This is a genomic window from Actinomadura madurae (genome assembly GCF_047130825.1).
Lineage (GTDB): Bacteria > Actinomycetota > Actinomycetes > Streptosporangiales > Streptosporangiaceae > Spirillospora > Spirillospora madurae.
This window is the reverse complement of the sequence record NZ_CP083237.1, coordinates 6985447-7001018: the sequence shown is the minus strand read 5'-3', so window position 1 is coordinate 7001018 and position 15572 is coordinate 6985447. Positions and strand designations below refer to the sequence as shown.

16 protein-coding genes and 1 pseudogene are annotated in these 15572 nt (G+C 72.2%); 3 read left to right on the top strand and 14 right to left on the bottom strand.

Going from position 1 to position 15572, the window contains the following annotated elements; genetic code table 11:
* Nucleotides 1–418 precede the first annotated feature (418 nt).
* Nucleotides 419–1279, bottom strand: coding sequence for a hypothetical protein (locus K8Z49_RS32170; protein WP_412515952.1), 861 nt, complete (start codon nucleotides 1277–1279; stop codon nucleotides 419–421).
* A 481-nt stretch (nucleotides 1280–1760) separates the two neighbouring features.
* Here K8Z49_RS32170 and K8Z49_RS32165 point away from each other — a divergent pair, with 481 nt between their 5' ends.
* Nucleotides 1761–3362, top strand: a complete 1602-nt coding sequence (locus K8Z49_RS32165; protein ID WP_412515951.1) for a GMC family oxidoreductase — start codon at nucleotides 1761–1763, stop codon at nucleotides 3360–3362.
* Here K8Z49_RS32165 and K8Z49_RS32160 read toward each other — a convergent pair.
* The 5 genes and pseudogenes from K8Z49_RS32160 to K8Z49_RS32140 form a co-directional block, all read right to left on the bottom strand.
* Nucleotides 3359–3793: a protein-tyrosine phosphatase family protein gene (locus K8Z49_RS32160; RefSeq protein WP_021598547.1), complete on the bottom strand. Its 435-nt coding sequence runs from the start codon at nucleotides 3791–3793 to the stop codon at nucleotides 3359–3361. The genes K8Z49_RS32165 and K8Z49_RS32160 overlap by 4 nt on opposite strands.
* Complete coding sequence (locus K8Z49_RS32155) at nucleotides 3790–4341, bottom strand: CGNR zinc finger domain-containing protein (protein ID WP_075021238.1); 552 nt, start codon at nucleotides 4339–4341, stop codon at nucleotides 3790–3792. Before K8Z49_RS32155 ends, K8Z49_RS32160 begins: the two co-directional genes overlap by 4 nt.
* A gap of 38 nt (nucleotides 4342–4379) precedes the next feature.
* Nucleotides 4380–6890 (bottom strand): ATP-dependent Clp protease ATP-binding subunit, encoded by a 2511-nt coding sequence (locus K8Z49_RS32150; RefSeq protein WP_412515950.1) that lies wholly within the window; start codon nucleotides 6888–6890, stop codon nucleotides 4380–4382.
* Nucleotides 6891–7100: 210 nt separating this feature from the next.
* Nucleotides 7101–7511: a helix-turn-helix domain-containing protein gene (locus K8Z49_RS32145; protein WP_412515949.1), complete on the bottom strand. Its 411-nt coding sequence runs from the start codon at nucleotides 7509–7511 to the stop codon at nucleotides 7101–7103.
* A gap of 91 nt (nucleotides 7512–7602) precedes the next feature.
* Nucleotides 7603–7992, bottom strand: a pseudogene (locus K8Z49_RS32140) (hypothetical protein); the annotation flags it as partial.
* 233 nt (nucleotides 7993–8225) lie between these two features.
* On the opposite strand from K8Z49_RS32140, the gene K8Z49_RS32135 reads away from it, so the two are divergent.
* On the top strand, nucleotides 8226–9248 hold the full coding sequence (locus tag K8Z49_RS32135) for a methyltransferase (protein WP_412515948.1): 1023 nt from the start codon (nucleotides 8226–8228) through the stop codon (nucleotides 9246–9248).
* Here the strand turns inward: K8Z49_RS32135 and K8Z49_RS32130 are convergent.
* The 6 genes from K8Z49_RS32130 to K8Z49_RS32105 all read right to left on the bottom strand — a co-directional run bounded on the left by K8Z49_RS32130 (nucleotide 9220) and on the right by K8Z49_RS32105 (nucleotide 13998).
* Entirely contained in the window at nucleotides 9220–10173 is a 954-nt protein-coding gene (locus K8Z49_RS32130; RefSeq protein ID WP_021599934.1) for a helix-turn-helix domain-containing protein, read from the bottom strand. The genes K8Z49_RS32135 and K8Z49_RS32130 overlap by 29 nt on opposite strands.
* A 100-nt stretch (nucleotides 10174–10273) precedes the next feature.
* Nucleotides 10274–11611, bottom strand: a complete 1338-nt coding sequence (gdhA, locus tag K8Z49_RS32125; RefSeq protein ID WP_052357314.1) for an NADP-specific glutamate dehydrogenase — start codon at nucleotides 11609–11611, stop codon at nucleotides 10274–10276.
* A 180-nt stretch (nucleotides 11612–11791) separates the two neighbouring features.
* Nucleotides 11792–12439: a DUF4360 domain-containing protein gene (locus K8Z49_RS32120; RefSeq protein WP_412515947.1), complete on the bottom strand. Its 648-nt coding sequence runs from the start codon at nucleotides 12437–12439 to the stop codon at nucleotides 11792–11794.
* Between the two features lie 42 nt (nucleotides 12440–12481).
* Nucleotides 12482–13132 (bottom strand): DUF4360 domain-containing protein, encoded by a 651-nt coding sequence (locus K8Z49_RS32115; RefSeq protein ID WP_024934529.1) that lies wholly within the window; start codon nucleotides 13130–13132, stop codon nucleotides 12482–12484.
* Nucleotides 13133–13378: 246 nt separating this feature from the next.
* On the bottom strand, nucleotides 13379–13735 hold the full coding sequence (locus K8Z49_RS32110) for a DUF488 domain-containing protein (RefSeq protein ID WP_033330410.1): 357 nt from the start codon (nucleotides 13733–13735) through the stop codon (nucleotides 13379–13381).
* Nucleotides 13736–13782: 47 nt separating this feature from the next.
* Nucleotides 13783–13998, bottom strand: coding sequence for a hypothetical protein (locus K8Z49_RS32105; protein ID WP_024934530.1), 216 nt, complete (start codon nucleotides 13996–13998; stop codon nucleotides 13783–13785).
* A 101-nt stretch (nucleotides 13999–14099) separates the two neighbouring features.
* Between K8Z49_RS32105 and K8Z49_RS32100 the strand changes: the two genes are divergently transcribed.
* The gene (locus tag K8Z49_RS32100) at nucleotides 14100–14297 is read left to right on the top strand and encodes a hypothetical protein (protein WP_024934531.1); all 198 of its coding nucleotides are present in this window, start codon (nucleotides 14100–14102) and stop codon (nucleotides 14295–14297) included.
* A gap of 62 nt (nucleotides 14298–14359) precedes the next feature.
* Here K8Z49_RS32100 and K8Z49_RS32095 read toward each other — a convergent pair whose 3' ends face one another.
* Both K8Z49_RS32095 and K8Z49_RS32090 read right to left on the bottom strand, forming a co-directional pair.
* Nucleotides 14360–15151: a hypothetical protein gene (locus K8Z49_RS32095; RefSeq protein ID WP_024934532.1), complete on the bottom strand. Its 792-nt coding sequence runs from the start codon at nucleotides 15149–15151 to the stop codon at nucleotides 14360–14362.
* A 12-nt stretch (nucleotides 15152–15163) separates the two neighbouring features.
* A complete protein-coding gene (locus K8Z49_RS32090) occupies nucleotides 15164–15412 on the bottom strand; it encodes a hypothetical protein (protein ID WP_021600580.1) in 249 nt (82 codons plus the stop codon).
* Nucleotides 15413–15572: the final 160 nt, after the last annotated feature.

Below are 15572 nucleotides of genomic sequence, written 5' to 3'. Positions count from 1 at the left end.
CGTGCGCCGACGCGGCCCCGAACCACCACGGCGGCGGCCAGCTCCTCCCCGGCCTTCGTGGAGACGGCCGGAGGCGCGGGACGCCGCACGTGGAACGCCTCGGCGAACTTCAGTGCCGGGAGGGGACGTCGCGCGGCTTCGCGGGCGGCAGGCTGACTTACTCGGTGGCGATCCGGTGCGCCTCACGGAAACGGCAGGTGGTGAGCAGGCCGACGCCGGACGCGGCGGCCCGGACGAGCAGTGCCCACACGGGAGACATGGTCGCCGCTTCGGCACCCTAGGAAGCCAGTGGGCGCCCAGAAGAAAATCTGGACGCCCATCACTTGAAGTCGCATCTTATGCGTGTTCAGTCATCTTCCATGCGATCATTGAATCATGGCCGAAGGATGGACCGCCGACTTTCAATGAAACAGGCCGCTCACTTGACCCGCTTCTGAAAGCTGCCGTCCGGCCAAACCCACCTGAAGCCGTAAGCATGATGCGGCTTTGCCCTGGGCACGGAGATCTGATACTCGACCGTGCCGGCCAAGCGGTCGACCGTCCGCACCGGGGCGATCGTCCCCACTTCACGCCTCTTGTGGTAGGTCGTTCCGTTATTCCAGACCAGGCCGTCGATCTTCAGAGGATCCTCAGCCAGCACGAACCTTATGGCGATCGATATCTCCCTGGTCTTGAACCTATTGCCACCCTTGCGGTAGTAGGGCTTCATGGTCTCGATATTGTCTTCGAAGACCTGTCGAATTCCGACCTCTTCGACGTCTCCCCTGAAAAGCGGTCTTCCGGGGTAGATCCACAGCCTCCTGCCGCCGTCCTCTTCCGCGGCGCGCGCCACGAAGAGGTCGTGTCCCGGTATCAGCGACTCGATCGAATTCTTTCCCCGGGAACCGCGACCGGTGAAGTGGGACCGGTGTTCCACCAGCCGTACGTTGTCGCGCAGCACTTTGATCGTTTGGCGTCGGGTATTCGTGTAGCGATGATATCCGCCGACCGGTTCGATGATCAGCAGGCCCTCGATACGGAGGATCTCATAGGGCGCCGGATCGCAATAGTGGACGCTGTAGTACCTGAAACAGGTGGCGGCGAGGAGCAGCAGGCCGAACTCAGCGACCGCCGTTCCGGCGAGGACCTTTGTGTCATCGAAGCGCGCGCTCACGAGATAGGTCAGATAGCCGCCGCCGGCCAGCAGCAGAGTCGCGAAGAGAGCGATGGACCTGATCGTCGCGCCGGCGTCCCTGACGATCTTCAGTGGACGGACATTGAGCAGGCGCTCAAGCTCCATGGTCAGCCCCAAGTGTCGCCGGTGACTAGGGGGACGAACGACGGTTTCACCCCGCATTGACTCGCAAATACCCATTGTCGACAATCTACAAACTGGCCACACCGTGACAACGCGTTCTGGATTGATCACCGAGCGGAGAGATTTTCCGATCAGTGTCACCAGACACAATTTTTGCTATCGCAAATGTCCGTCGCGCCATTATGGCGATCATTGTCGACATTCCTGGAAGGGCGGCGCTCACGGCGCCGGGCCACCCCGGGCACGGCGAGTCCGCTGTCCTGCCGAGCCGGTGCCCGGCGAGCCGTTCCGGTCATCGGGACTCGGGTCGACCGAGGTCTGGGGCCCTCTTACGATCGGCGGACGCTTTGCCGCCCGACCTGGCGGGACGCCCGCGTCCGGCCCGAACGGCGGTACCGACCGGGCCGGGCGCGGGCCCTCGTGAACGGTCGCGGCGTGACGCGATGGCCGCTGAGAGGACGTCATGGAGCAGAGCGCTGATTACGTGGTGGTGGGGGCCGGGAGCGCCGGGTGCGTGCTGGCCAGGCGGCTGGCGGAGTCCGGGGCGAGCGTCGTGCTGGTCGAGGCGGGCGGGCCGGACCGGACGCCGCTGGTGCGCAAGCCCGGGCTGATCGCCGTGTTCCACAACGTCCCGCAGCTCAAGAAGCGGCTGGACTGGGGGTTCTACAGCTCGCCGCAGGAGAACGCGCTCGACCGGAAGATCCCGCAGGTGCGGGGGCGCGTCCTCGGCGGGTCGGGGTCGATCAACGGGATGCTGTTCGTGCGGGGGCACCGCAAGAACTACGACGACTGGGCTGCCGAAGGGTGCGAGGGCTGGGCCTTCGACGACGTGCTCGGCAGCTACAAGCGGCTGGAGAACTGGGAGGACGGCGCCACCGACCTGCGCGGCGCGGGCGGGCCCATCCAGGTGACGCGGCAGAAGGACCTCACGCCGGCGTCGCAGGCGTTCATCGAGGCGGTCGCCGACACCGCGGGCGTGAAGCGGAACGACGACTACAACGGCGCCGAGCAGGAGGGTGTCGGGATCTTCCAGCAGAGCGTCGACAAGGGGCTGCGCTACAGCTCGTCCGTCGGCTACCTGGACGACCACGGCCTGGCGAACCTGACCGTGCTGACCGGCGTGACCGTGACCCGCGTGGTGATCGAGAAGGGGCGCGCGACGGGCGTCGAGGTCGTCACCAAGAAGGGGAAGGGGACGGTCCGGGCGTCCAGGGAGGTGGTGCTGGCGGCCGGGGCGTTCGGCTCGCCGCACCTGCTGATGCTGTCCGGGGTGGGTCCGGCGGCGCACCTGCGCGAGCACGGCATCGAGGTGCGCGCCGACCTGCCGGTCGGGGACAACCTGCACGACCACATGTTCGTGCCGATGACGTTCGTCATGGACAGCGCCCGCAACAAGGGCACGGCGCCCTACTTCGCCCGGGGCGTCGTCAAGGAGTGGACGCGGGGCGGGACGTGGGTGGCCCGGTCGGTCTTCGAGGCGGTCGGGTTCGTGCGCAGCGGCCAGGCCGGGGACGTCCCCGACATCCAGCTGCACGCGCTGCCGTGGTCGTACCCGTTCCCGAACCAGGACGCGCCCGTCCGGCACGCCGTCGACAAGCGGCCCGCGCTCACGGTCATGCCGACGCTGATCTACCCCAGGAGCCGCGGCACGGTCCGGCTGGCGTCGGCCGACCCGCTGGCCGCGCCGGTCATCGACCCGGGCTACCTGTCCGACCCGGACGACGCCCGGCTGCTGCTGGACGGCATCGAGCTGGTCCGCGAGGTGATGGGCAACAAGGTCATCGCCGGGGACGTCAAGGAGGAGCTGTCGCCGGGCCCGGAGTTCCCCGACCGCGCCGCGATGGCGAAGGAGCTGCCGAACCGCGCCACGACCGTGTACCACCCGGTCGGCTCGTGCCGGATGGGGACCGACGAGCGGGCCGTGGTCGATCCGGCGCTGCGGGTGCGCGGCGTCGAGGGGCTCCGCGTGGCGGACGCGTCGATCATGCCGAGCATCATCGGGGGGAACACCAACGCCCCGAGCATGATGATCGGCGAGCACGGCGCGGCGCTGATCCTCGGCTAGGCGGGCGGCGGGAAGGCCGTCACCCAGCGGCGCTGCCACGGGGTCTCCACGGCCCGCGGGTGGTGGTGCTCGCGCGTCCACGCGACGGCCTCGGACGGGTCCAGGCCGGACAGGACGGCCAGGCAGGCGATGACGGTCCCGGTGCGTCCGACGCCGCCGCCGCAGGCGACCTCGGCGGCGCCCGAGCGGGCCTTCTCGTGCAGGGCCCGGATCTGCCGGACGGCGTCGTCGCGGTCCCGGGGAAGCAGGAAGTCGGGCCAGACGATCCAGGCGGACGGCCAGCGCACGTGCGGCCCGTGCCTGCGGCGGAGGCGGCCGGAGCCCAGGTAGAGGCCGAACTCGGGGAGCGGCCCGTCCGGCAGGGGGTCGCGCAGGCCGCGGCCCCGGATCGGGGTGCCGTCCGGAAGGCGGATGGCGCCGGTGAGCGTCATCGGGTCACCTCCCGGCGGCGGGCGCGGTGGTTGGCGACGTTGAGGCGGTTGCCGCACCGCTCGGGCATGCAGTAGCGGCGCCGTCCGGCACGGCTGGCGTCGGCGAACACGCCCCGGCAGCCGGGGGCGGCGCAGGCACGGAAGCGCTCGTGCCCGAGGGCCCGGACGACCCCGGCCAGCGCGACGCCGATGATCGCGGCGAGCTGGTCGGCGAGGGGCGCGTCCGGTGCGGTCGGGACGTGCCACCGCCACCGCCCGGACGGGTCGTGGCGCAGGACCGGCGCGCGGCCGGCGCGGCGGGTCAGCACGGCGGCGCCCGCCGCCGCCTGCTCCGCGGTCTCGGTCTCGATGATCCCGCGGACCTCGCGGCGCAGGAGCTGGACCGGGAAGACGTCGTCGGCGGACGGCCGGAGGCCGTGCCCCGCCAGCAGGGCCGCGAGGGCCTCGGCGTCGGGGAGCGCCTCCGAGCCGCGGACGGTCGGCGACGTGCTGACCAGCTCGTTCGCCAGCTCGATGCCGGGTGTGTAGTCGGTGAGTGGGATGTGCACCCGATCCTCCTGTAAGTGTTACAGAAGGACTATATCCCTTACCTGGCGTCGGGCGCGGTGGTCACGTCGAACTGGAGGCCGCCGTTCACCGCCGACACCTCCACGTGCGCGCCGTGCCGGAGGTCCCCCGCGAGCAGGAGATCGGACAGCTCGTCGTCCACCTCGCGCTGGATCGTGCGGCGGAGGGGGCGGGCGCCGAACTCGGGCTGGTAGCCGCGCTCGGCGAGCAGGTCCACCGCCTCCGGGGTGAAGGTCACCGTGACGTCCTGCGCGCGGAGGCGGCGGCGCGTCTCGTCCAGGAGCAGGTCGGTGATCTGGCGGAGCTGCCCGGCCTCCAGCCGCCGGAAGACGATGATCTCGTCGATCCGGTTGAGGAACTCGGGCCGGAACGACTCGCGCAGCCGCCGCATGATCCGGTCGCTCAGCCCGGAGCCCGCGCCGTCGGACGAGCCGAACCCGATCTCGGTCGTGCCGGTGATCAGCTCCGAGCCGAGGTTGCTCGTCATGATCACGACGGTGTTGCGGAAGTCGACGGTCCGGCCCTGTGCGTCGGTGAGCCGGCCGTCGTCGAGCAGCTGCAACAGGACGTTGAACACGTCCTGGTGCGCCTTCTCGATCTCGTCCAGCAGGATCACCGAGTACGGCTGCCGGCGGACGGCGTCGGTGAGCTGGCCCGCCTCCTCGTAGCCGACGTACCCGGGCGGCGCGCCCATCAGGCGGCTGACCGTGTGCCGCTCCTGGAACTCGCTCATGTCGAACCGCAGCAGCCGGTCGCGGCTGCCGAACAGCGCCTCGGCCAGCGCCTTCGCCAGCTCGGTCTTGCCGACGCCGGTCGGGCCGAGGAACAGGAACCCGCCGATCGGGCGGTCCGGGTCGCCCATCCCCGCGCGGGACCGCCGGACGGCCCGCGCCACCGCCGCCACCGCGTCCTCCTGCCCGACGACGCGCTGGTGCAGGTGCTCCTCCAGCTCGACGAGGCGCTCCCGCTCGGCCTGGGTGAGCTGGGTGACGGGCACGCCGGAGATCCGGGAGACGACCTCGGCGATGTCCTCCGTGGTCACCTCGGGGACGGCCGCGGGCCCGCCGTTCTCGCGCGTCTCCGCGAGCTCCTTCTCCAGCCGGCCGATCTCGTCGCGCAGCTCGGACGCCTTCTCGTAGTCCTCGTCCGCGACGGCCTGGTCCTTCTCCCGGCGGCGCCGGTCGAGGCGCTGCTCCAGCCCGCGGCGGCCGCCGTCCCGCGTCCCGGACCGCAACCGGACGCGGGCGCCCGCCTGGTCGATCAGGTCGATCGCCTTGTCCGGCAGGAAGCGGTCGGTGAGGTAGCGGCTGGACAGGTCGACGGCGGCGACCAGCGCCTCGTCGGTGAACCGCACCTGGTGGTGCGCCTCGTACCGGTCGCGCAGGCCGCGCAGGATCTCGATGCTGTCGTCGGCGCTCGGCTCCGGCACGAGAATCGGCTGGAACCGGCGTTCGAGCGCGGCGTCCTTCTCGATGTTGCGGCGGTACTCGTCGATGGTGGTGGCGCCGACCACGTGCAGCTCGCCGCGCGAGAGCGGCGGCTTCAGCATGTTGCCCGCCGACATCGCGCCCTCCGCGCTGCCCGCGCCGACGATCGTGTGGATCTCGTCGATGAACACGACCAGCTCGTCGGCGTGCTCGCGGATCTCGTCCACGAGCTTCTTCAGCCGCTCCTCGAAGTCGCCGCGGTAGCGGGTGCCGGCGACGACGCCGCCGAGGTCGAGCTGGACGAGCCGCGTGCCGCGCAGGGTCTCCGGGACGTCGTCGTCCACGATCCGCTGGGCGAGCCCCTCGGCGATCGCGGTCTTGCCGACGCCCGGGTCACCGATCAGCACCGGGTTGTTCTTGGTGCGCCGCGACAGCACCTCGACGGTCTCCTCGATCTCGTCCTCGCGCCCGATGACGGGATCCACGCGGCCCTCCCGGGCGAGCGCGGTCAGGTCGCGGCCGAACTCGTCCAGCGTGGGCGTGCCGGTCGGCTGCCCGCCGCCGGGCCCGCCGGGCGGCTGGCCGCCGCCCGCCGCCGCCTGCTGCAGCGAGTCCGGCGTGACGTGCTCGTGGTCGAGGATCCGGCCCGCGGTGGACCCGCGGTCGAGCGCCAGCGCGAACAGCAGGTGCTCGGGCCCGATGTAGGACGAGCCGAGGGCGCGCGACACCTGGTGCGAGTCGAGCAGCGCCCGCTTGGCGGACGGGGTCAGCTCGGGCGGCACCTCCCGCGGGTCGCCGCGCCGCGCGTGCCCCTCGATCTCCTGCCTGATCTTGTCCGGGTCGGCGCCCGCCCGCGCCATCCACTGCCGCGTGCCCTGCTGCCGCGTCGCCGCCCACAGCAGGTGGTCGGTGTCCAGGTCGTGGCTGCCCCACTGCGCCGCCTGCGCGGCCGCGTCGCGCACCAGCTCGCGCGCCGGCTCGCTCATCAGCCGCGCGATGCTGATCCGCTCCATCGGGCGGCGTTGCGCCCGCGCCCCGAAGTAGCGGGCGAGCATCTCCTCGAACGGGTCCATCCCCTCGGGCCCGTACCACCCCGCGGTCATCTCAGAAACCCCCCGGTCGTCCAAGGACACGTCATAGCAACGGTCGGGTCCCTGCCCGTGCAGACTTGCCGAAAACACGGGCACGGCCTGCCGAAAGGCGGATCGGACGGGGAGCAGGGTCGTCCGGATTTCGAGGTAGATGTCCAGTGCGTCGGGGCCTCCTCGCGGGCCCCCGCCTGCCGTTGCGGACGCGGGCCTGCTCCGCCGAGGTCAGCGGTCGTTGACCGTGCCGGCGGGGCCGTTTCCCGTCCGCGCCCGGAACTCGCCGGGCGGCTCGCCGTGGACGGCCCGGAACACCCGGTTGAAGTGCGCGGCGTTCGGGAAGCCCCAGCGGGCGGCTATCGCGCTGACCGGACGGGCCCGCAGCGCCGGGTCGAGCAGGTCGGCGCGGGCGCGGTCGAGCCTGCGGAGCCGGATCCACTCGGCCACGCTCGTCCCCTGCGCCTCGAACAGCGTGTACAGGTGCCGGACGGAGATGTGGTGGGCCGCGGCGATGCGGCCGGGGGTCAGCCCGGGGTCGCCGAGCCGCGCGTCGATGTAGGCGTGGACGCGCAGGAGCAGGGCGCGGTGCCGGGCGTCCCGGGAGGCGTCGCCGGCCCGGTCGAGGCGGGCCGCGAACACCGCGGTCAGCAGGTCGAGGACGGCGCCGCCCCAGCCGGTGCGCGGCGGCGCCCATGCCGTCGAGCTGGCCGGGCAGCTGCCGGGCCAGCGAGGAGATCAGCGCGCCGGGCCCGCCGGTGCCCGGGACGCGGGTGCCGGTGAGCGTGCCGAGGTCCCGGTGGCGCAGGGGCAGCAGCGCGCGCGGGAAGCTCACGGCGACGACCCGGGCCGGGGCCGTGTTCACCCACCGGGCGGGACGGGACAGGTCGACGAACGCGAAGTCCCCCGGGGCGAGCATGGCCTGCCTGCCGTCCTGCTCGATCAGCGTCTCGCCCGCCACGCTCACGTCGATCTTGCACAGCCCCGGGTCGGATCGGCGGATCAGCCGCGGCGTGCGGACCGCCTCGCCCGCGGTGATGGACAGCTCGAAGATCTGCGCCGCCCCCGCGTCGCCCGCCACGACCCGGCCGCGGAAGCCGGGCTCGGTCAGGCGGAGGTCCATCGGCACGAGCATCTGGTGCATCAGGTGCTGCCAGTACTCGTGCCGCGAGGCGACCGGCGCGTCCTCGGCCTGGAAAACGACGCTCATGAGCACAGCCCAACGATGGCGGGACGTCCATGGTAACGCCGGGGTCCTGCCGTGCACCGGTCGTCAATGGTTGTGCGCCCAGTGCCAAGGACCTCCGCGCGTCCCCTCAGCAGAATCGGGCTGAAAACCAACGGGGAGGCACGATTATGGATCCTGAACTCATCGGGCAGATGATGGACCTCACCACCCGGACCTGGGTGTCCCAGGCCGTCAGCGTCGCCGCCGAACTGGGCGTGGCCGACACGCTGGCCGACGGCCCGCGGCATGTGGACGACATCGCTCGGACCGTCGGCGCGGACGCGGACGCGCTGTACCGGCTGCTGCGGGCGCTCTCCGACCTGGACCTGTTCCGGGAGCTGGAGGGGCGCCGGTTCGCCTCGACCCCGCTCGGCGACGTGCTGGGCACCGGCGTCCCGGGCTCGCTCCGCGACTGGGCGATCATGACGGGGCGGCCGTTCCACCGGGAGGCCTGGACGGCGCTGGCGCACACCGTCCGGACGGGCGAACCGGCCTTCGAGCACGTGCACGGCGCGATGGGGTTCGACCACTTCCGCGACCACCCCGCCGACGGCCAGGTGCTGAACGCCGCGATGACCGCGGTGTCCGGCCTGGTGATCGCGCCGGTCGTGGCGGCGTGCGAGTTCGAGCCCGGCTCGAAGATCGTGGACGTGGGCGGCGGGCACGGCGCCCTGCTCGCGGCGATCCTCGCCGCCGATCCGGACGCGCACGGGGTGGTGTTCGACCTGCCCCACGTCGTCGACGGCGCGGGCCGGGCCGCGGAGGACGCCGGGGTGGCCGACCGGTGCGAGTACATCGGCGGGGACTTCTTCGAGTCCGTCCCGTCCGGCGGGGACGCCTACGTGCTGTCCAACATCGTGCACGACTGGGACGACGGCAGCGCCGTGCGAATCCTCGCGAACTGCCGCGACGCCATGAACCCGAACGGGCGGGTGCTGCTGCTGGAGGCCGTGCTGCCCGACGACATCCGGCCGTCCCGCGCCAAGTGGATCGACCTCGAGATGCTGATCATGGCGCGGGGCGCCCGGCAGCGGACCGGAGCCGAGTACGCGGAACTGCTCAACCGCGCCGGCCTGCACCTCACCCGGGTCGGCGTCGACCACGACGCCGGCGCGTTCGGCGTCATCGAGGCGGTGCCGCTCCGGATGTGACCGACACGGCCAGCCGGAACTCCCCCGGCGGCAGCCCGTAGGCGGCGCGGAACACCCGGCTGAACACGGCCGGGTCGGTGAAGCCCCAGCGGGCGGCGATCGCGCTGACCGGGCGGTCGCGCAGCGCGGGGTCGAGCAGGTCGCGGCGGCACCGGTCCAGCCGGCGCCGCCGCACGCACTCGGCCACCGTGACCCGCTCCGCCTCGAACAGCTTGTGCAGGTACCGGACGGAGATGTGGTGGGCCGCGGCGATCGAGGCCGGGGACAGGCCCGGGTCGGCGAGCCGCTCGTCGATGTGGGCGTGGATCCGCCGGAGCAGCGGCGGGTCCGGGTCGGCCGCGTCCCACGCGTCCAGGACGGTCGCGAGCAGCTCCACGATCCGGGCGCCGAGCCGCCCGCTGCCCGTCACCTCGGTGTCGTCGAGGTGGCGCGGCAGCCCCCGGACGAACGCCGACAGCAGCCCGGCGACGCCGCGGTCGCCGGGGAACCGCACGGCGGCGAACCGCTCCGCGCACTCCATCGGCACCGGCAGCATCGCCGCGGGGAACGCGACCGCGATGTGCCGGCTGCCCTCGGTCACGCACCGCAGCGGGCGCCAGGAGTCGAGCGGGACGACGTCGCCCGGCTCCAGCCGCGCCGTGCGCCCGGCCTGCTCGACCGTCACCCGCCCGGAGACCAGGACGTGGATGTTGTAGAGGTCGTGCCGCGTCCGCGCGATCAGCTCCGGGCCCCGGCGGCACTCGCCGGCCGGGGCGGCGATCTCCGCGACGTGCACGGGTCCGAGGGTCCCGAGCAGGAGCCGGGCGGAGAAGTCGCGCTTCTCGGGACGCCCCTCCATCGCCAGGGGGATGCCGTCGATCGCCCTCTGCCACGCCTCCAGCCGGGTGGCCACCGGCTCGATCTCCGCGTCCACCACGGAGCCCATGTGCGACACCCCCACATCGCAGCCTCTCGACCACCCTAGCCGGGCGGCCGCTCGCGCGGTGCCGGGTCACGCGCGGTGCCGGGTCACGCGCGGCGCCGGGTCAGACGAGGCCCTGGGCCAGCATGGCGTCGGCGACGCGCTCGAAGCCGGCGATGTTGGCGCCGGCGACGTAGTCGCCGGGGGCGCCGTAGCGCTCGGCGGTCTCGTGGCAGGTCGCGTGGATGCCCGTCATGATCGCCGACAGCTCCTCCTCGACCCGGGAGAAGGACCAGGCGGCGCGGCTGGCGTTCTGCCGCATCTCCAGCGCGCTGACCGCGACGCCGCCCGCGTTGGCGGCCTTGCCCGGGCCGAACGCGACGCCCGCCTCCCGGAACACGGCCACGGCCTCCGGCGTCGCCGGCATGTTCGCGCCCTCGGACACGGCCTTCACGCCGTTGCGGACGAGGAGCGCGGCGGCGTCGGCGTCCAGCTCGTTCTGCGTCGCGGACGGCAGCGCGATGTCGGCGGGGACGTCCCACACCCGGCCGCCCGGCACGAACCGGGCCGAGGAGCCGCGCAGGTCGGCGTAGTCCGCCACCCGGCCGCGGTCGACCTCCTTGACCTTCTTGAGCAGGTCGAGGTCGATGCCCTTCTCGTCCACCACGTAGCCGCCGGAGTCGGACACCGTGATCACGTTCGCGCCGAGCTGCTGCGCCTTCTCGATCGTGTAGATCGCGACGTTCCCGGAGCCGGACACGACGATCTGCTGGCCGTCCAGGTCCTCGCCGCGGTGCCGCAGCATCTCGGCCGTGAACATGACGTTGCCGTACCCGGTCGCCTCCGTCCGGCAGGCGGACCCGCCCCAGAGCATGCCCTTGCCGGTCAGCATCCCGGCCTCCCACCGGTTGGTGACGCGGCGGTACTGGCCGAACAGGTAGCCGATCTCGCGGGCGCCGACGCCGATGTCGCCGGCGGGGACGTCGGTGTGCTCGCCGACGTGGCGGTGCAGCTCGGTCATGAACGACTGGCAGAACCGCATGACCTCCTCGTCGGAGCGGCCGTGCGGGTCGAAGTCGCTGCCGCCCTTGCCGCCGCCGATGCCGAGCCCGGTCAGCGCGTTCTTGAAGATCTGCTCGAAGCCGAGGAACTTGACGATGCCGAGGTTGACGGTGGGATGAAAGCGGAGCCCGCCCTTGTACGGCCCGAGCGCGCCGTTGTACTCGACGCGGAAGCCGCGGTTGACGTGGATCTCGCCCCGGTCGTCCTGCCAGGGGACGCGGAACATGATCTGCCGCTCCGGCTCGATCACCCGCTCGACCAGCTTGGCGGTGGCGAGCGCGGGCCGCGCGGCCAGCACCGGGCCGAGGGACTCCAGCACCTCGTGCACGGCCTGGTGGAACTCCGGCTCGCCCGGATCGCGCCTCAGCACCCTCGCGTAGGACTCCTCCAGAAGCTCCATCGTCTCGGGCGGTGCGGGCAGGCGGGGGGCCAACGGCATGGTGAAGATTCCTTCCTCGCGTCACCCCCACTGTAAAACCTCATCTCCACCGGCCCGGACGCGCCTCGCCGCAGGTCCCGGCATGTGCACGGGCCGCGCCCTCCCTGGGTCGGGGACGCGGCCCGGCGTTCGGGGCCCCGGTCAGGCGGGGCACTTCTTCCAGGCGAAGTGGTAGGTGGTCTTGACGCTGCCGTCGGTCGAGTCGAAGGTCATGAAGCTGGTCCTGGACGGGTCCGAGGTGCCCTTGTACACCCGCAGCTCGGTGTTGATGTTGAAGTTGCGGTCCTCGCCGCACGGCTTGAAGACCAGCTCGGAGACGTCCGTCCGGTCGGAGAACTGCCAGTTGTCGGAGTAGCCGCCGCGGATCGTGTGGCTGACGGGCGTCGTCTGCGCCATGCCCTGGTGGTAGTAGTTCGCCTTCTCCATGCCGCTCGCCCCGGCCTCCAGGTGCGCGAAGCCCCGGTAGTCGGCGCCGGCGATCGCGTAGGTGAAGCCTTGCGGGACGTGCACGCCCAGGTTGATCTGGCAGTTCTTCCGGAAGTCGGTCGGGTCGGAGTTCCCGCCGGCCTGGGCCAGGTAGTCGCTGTAGGTGACGGTGAACGAGGTGTTGTCGCTCGCCGTCGCGACCGCGGCCGTCCCGGCGTGGCAGCCCGACCCGTTCACGGTCAGCACGTCGATGACGATCCGGTCGGGCGTCGGCGGATCCGCGGCGGCGGACGCGGGGGCGGCGGACAGCGGGAGCGCCAGGGCGGCCAGGCACGCCGCCGAGACGGTCAGTCCAGTGCGCATCGGTCGTTCTCCTTTACTCGGTGCCTTCTCGGCCGGCGGGCGTCACCACGGGGGGCACTGTTTCCAGGCGAAGTGGTAGGTGGTCTTGATGCTGCCGTCGGTCGAGTCCATCGACATGAAGCTGGTCTTCGCGGGGTCGGACGTGCCCTTGAGCACGCGCAGCTCGGTGTTGACGTTGAAGTTGCGCTCCTCGCCGCACGGCTTGTAGACGAGCTGCGCGACGTCGTTGGTGTCGGTGAACTGCCAGTTGTCGGCGTACTCGCCCTTGATGGAGTGCGAGATCGCGGCGGTCTGCGGCATGCCCTGGAAGTAGTAGCTCGCCTTCTCGACGCCGCTGGCGCCCGGCTCCAGCCACGCGAAGCCGCGGTAGTCGGTGGACGCGATCGCGTAGGTGAACCCTTGCGGGACGTGCACCTTCATGCTGATCTGGCAGTTCTTGCGGAAGTCGGTCGGGCCGGAGGAACCGCCCGCCTGCGCCATGTAGTCGCTGTAGGTGACGGTGAACGCCTCCTTGTCGTCCGACACGGCGACGGCGGCCGTCCCGGCCGGGCAGCCCGACCCGTTGACGGTCGCGATCTCGATCGTCACCCCGTCCGGCCCGGGCACCCGCAGCGGCGCCGCGGACGCCGGCGCGGCGGACAGGACGCCCGCGGAAATTGCGGCGGCAGCGGAAACGGCAATCCCTTTACGCATGCGATTCCTCCTCGCTGGGACCTGCGCAAAGGGAGCGTAAACTTCCCAGGTCAGAGGGGTCAATCGCCGTTTTTTCAATTTTCATGGGCCACTGGAAACAGTGAAACCACCCCTTCCCGCCGGGCCGGAGCAGGCACAATGGAACGTCCAATGTGAAAGCGGCCGGCATGGCCACTGAAAGGAGCGTTCCATTCGACCGGCCGGGAAATTCAAGCGGCCCGTCCAGTCCGCGTAGAAGGCGCGGCGTCAGCCGGAGTCGCGGAGGCGGCCGGCGAGGACGGCGGCCTGGCTGCGCTCGGCGTCCTTGGTCGCGGTGAGGAGGGTGACCGTGCCCTGCCCGGCGAGCTCCCGCAGGTGGTCGAGCGCGGACGCGCGCTCGGGCTCGGCCAGCTCGGCGTCGTAGCGGCGGGCGAACTCCGCGAACTTCTCGGCGTCGTGCCCGTACCACTTGCGCAGCTCGGTGGACGGGGCGACGTCCTTCAGCCACTCGTCCAGCCGCGCGTCCTCCTTGGACAGCCCGCGTGGCCAGACGCGGTCGACCAGGATCCGCTTGCCGTCATCGGACGAGGGCGGCTCGTACACCCTGCGCAGTCGTACCTCCATACCCGGACGTATACCCTCCCCGCGGCCTCGCACCGCCCCGGGCCCCGTCAGCGGCCGGCCGCGGCGCGGCGGGCGAACTCGGCGGCGGCCGTGCGGCGGGCGAACTCGCCGGCGAGCGCGCGGCCGAGGACGTCGTCCTCGGGACGGTGCCGCTCCAGGTAGGCGAGCGCCTCGGCGAGCTCGCCCGTGGTCAACCGCCGCACCGGCTTCCCGGCCCAGCGCGGGAGGCCGGCGGCCGGGGCGGCGCGCTGCTCTGTGTTCATGGGCGGAGCCCTCTCGTCTCTGCCGGCAAAGAACCGCCGCGGCGGGCGGCGGGCGGCGCGGCGGCGGGGACCGCGTTCGCGCCCTCGAATAGGATCGCGGCGTGCATTGGTGGAGCCAGCAGGCCTGCGAGGCGGCCGCGGAGGCCCAGGCCGCCGACCCCTCGCCCGGGAACCTCATGGCGGCCGCGCAGGTGCAGGCGCTCGTCTCGATGGCGGAGGCGCTGCACCGCATCGCGGCCGCCCTGGAGGAGCGGGACGATGCCGAGGGCGCCCCGCCGCTGTCCGTCCGGCCCCGGTAGCGGCCGGTCCAGCGAAAATACCGGTGCACCCGGAAGGGGGCGCACCGGTATTTCCCGGGGTGTCACGCGTCGCTGAACGATTTGCGTTCCGTCCTGCCGTTGGTGCTCGGGGCGAGGCGGGAGGTCTTGGCCACCGACGGGCGGGCCGGGGCGGTCTCCAGCAGGTGGTCGTCCGGCGCCGGGGCGGCCTGGGCCGCCTGGCCGGCGGCCGGGCGGAGCTCGTCGCGGGGCCGGTCGCGCAGCCGCCGCGCCGCCTGCCGGAGGGCGCGCTCCCCGACGAGCCGGGTCAGCTCCAGCCCCCAGCAGTCCAGCTTGTCGGCGTCGGTGAGGTCGTCGCGGCTGCTCAGCTCGGCCGCCAGGCCCCCGAGCCGCTGCGCCTCGGCCAGGTCGAACTCGCGCAGGAGGTGGCAGCACAGCTCGGCGAGGGCGGCGTGGTCGCGTTCGAACGACAGGCCCGACAGGTCGTTGTGCGACAGCCGGCTGAGCGCGCGCTTGCGCTCCAGCTCACCGTCGGCGACCCGCAGGATGCCGCCGAGCAGGGCCACGGGGCCGGTGCCGCCGCTGTGCGCCGGGCCGAACGACATCCGCAGCACGGCCGCCGAGCCGATCCCCGCCGCGATCACCCGGACGACCATGAGGCTCGCCGGGGGCGTGGTGGGGGGCAGCCCGAACGTCCAGCCGGACGCGGTCATCGCGATCAGCGCGACGACGGACGCGCTGGCGTTGACGAAGACGAACAGCAGCCCGCCCGGGGACAGCAGGGCCGCGACGGGCTTGTCGCGGTAGCGCGCGAGGAGCTCGGCGAGGCCGAGCGCGCCGCCGATCACGGCGGCGAGGAGCATCTCGATGGTCACGGGGCCGCTCCTTCAGGCGCTGCGGGCGGCCAGCCGGCCGAACGGGGACTCCTCGGACCTGCCGCGCCGCGACAGCAGGGTGGCGGGACGCTGCCGGGCGGCGAGCTCGGCGCGCTCGACCTCCAGGAAGACCAGCAGCCATTCGGCCGGTCCGGCGGCGACCCCGGTGTGCGTGCGCAGCGCCTGCTCGCGGGCGCCGAGAAAGGCCAGCAGCCACCCGGTGGGACCGGACGGCCCGGTGGTTCGAATACGTGAATGCATGGGGAGAACCATTCCGCAGGCACTCTGCGAAGTCGACTTCCGCCGGGTCAAGTTTTCCGGCCCGGCGCCGCGGAACGACCATTTGGCGGAACATCGGGAAACGTCCCGCATGACGCCGCGATCTCCGCTTGATTGACACGTGTCCCGGGCCTTTTTCACG

Coding starts and splice junctions, on each gene's coding strand:
- K8Z49_RS32130 (WP_021599934.1), bottom strand. CDS start 10,173: ATGGGCTCCGTGGTGGACGCGGAGATCGAGCCGGTGGCCACCCGGCTG.
- K8Z49_RS32170 (WP_412515952.1), bottom strand. CDS start 1,279: ATGGAGCTTGAGCGCCTGCTCAATGTCCGTCCACTGAAGATCGTCAGG.
- K8Z49_RS32110 (WP_033330410.1), bottom strand. CDS start 13,735: ATGGAGGTACGACTGCGCAGGGTGTACGAGCCGCCCTCGTCCGATGAC.
- K8Z49_RS32105 (WP_024934530.1), bottom strand. CDS start 13,998: ATGAACACAGAGCAGCGCGCCGCCCCGGCCGCCGGCCTCCCGCGCTGG.
- K8Z49_RS32160 (WP_021598547.1), bottom strand. CDS start 3,793: ATGACGCTCACCGGCGCCATCCGCCTTCCGGACGGCACCCCGATCCGG.
- K8Z49_RS32090 (WP_021600580.1), bottom strand. CDS start 15,412: ATGCATTCACGTATTCGAACCACCGGGCCGTCCGGTCCCACCGGGTGG.
- K8Z49_RS32165 (WP_412515951.1), top strand. CDS start 1,761: ATGGAGCAGAGCGCTGATTACGTGGTGGTGGGGGCCGGGAGCGCCGGG.
- K8Z49_RS32150 (WP_412515950.1), bottom strand. CDS start 6,890: ATGACCGCGGGGTGGTACGGGCCCGAGGGGATGGACCCGTTCGAGGAG.
- K8Z49_RS32120 (WP_412515947.1), bottom strand. CDS start 12,439: ATGCGCACTGGACTGACCGTCTCGGCGGCGTGCCTGGCCGCCCTGGCG.
- K8Z49_RS32115 (WP_024934529.1), bottom strand. CDS start 13,132: ATGCGTAAAGGGATTGCCGTTTCCGCTGCCGCCGCAATTTCCGCGGGC.
- gdhA (WP_052357314.1), bottom strand. CDS start 11,611: ATGGAGCTTCTGGAGGAGTCCTACGCGAGGGTGCTGAGGCGCGATCCG.
- K8Z49_RS32135 (WP_412515948.1), top strand. CDS start 8,226: ATGGATCCTGAACTCATCGGGCAGATGATGGACCTCACCACCCGGACC.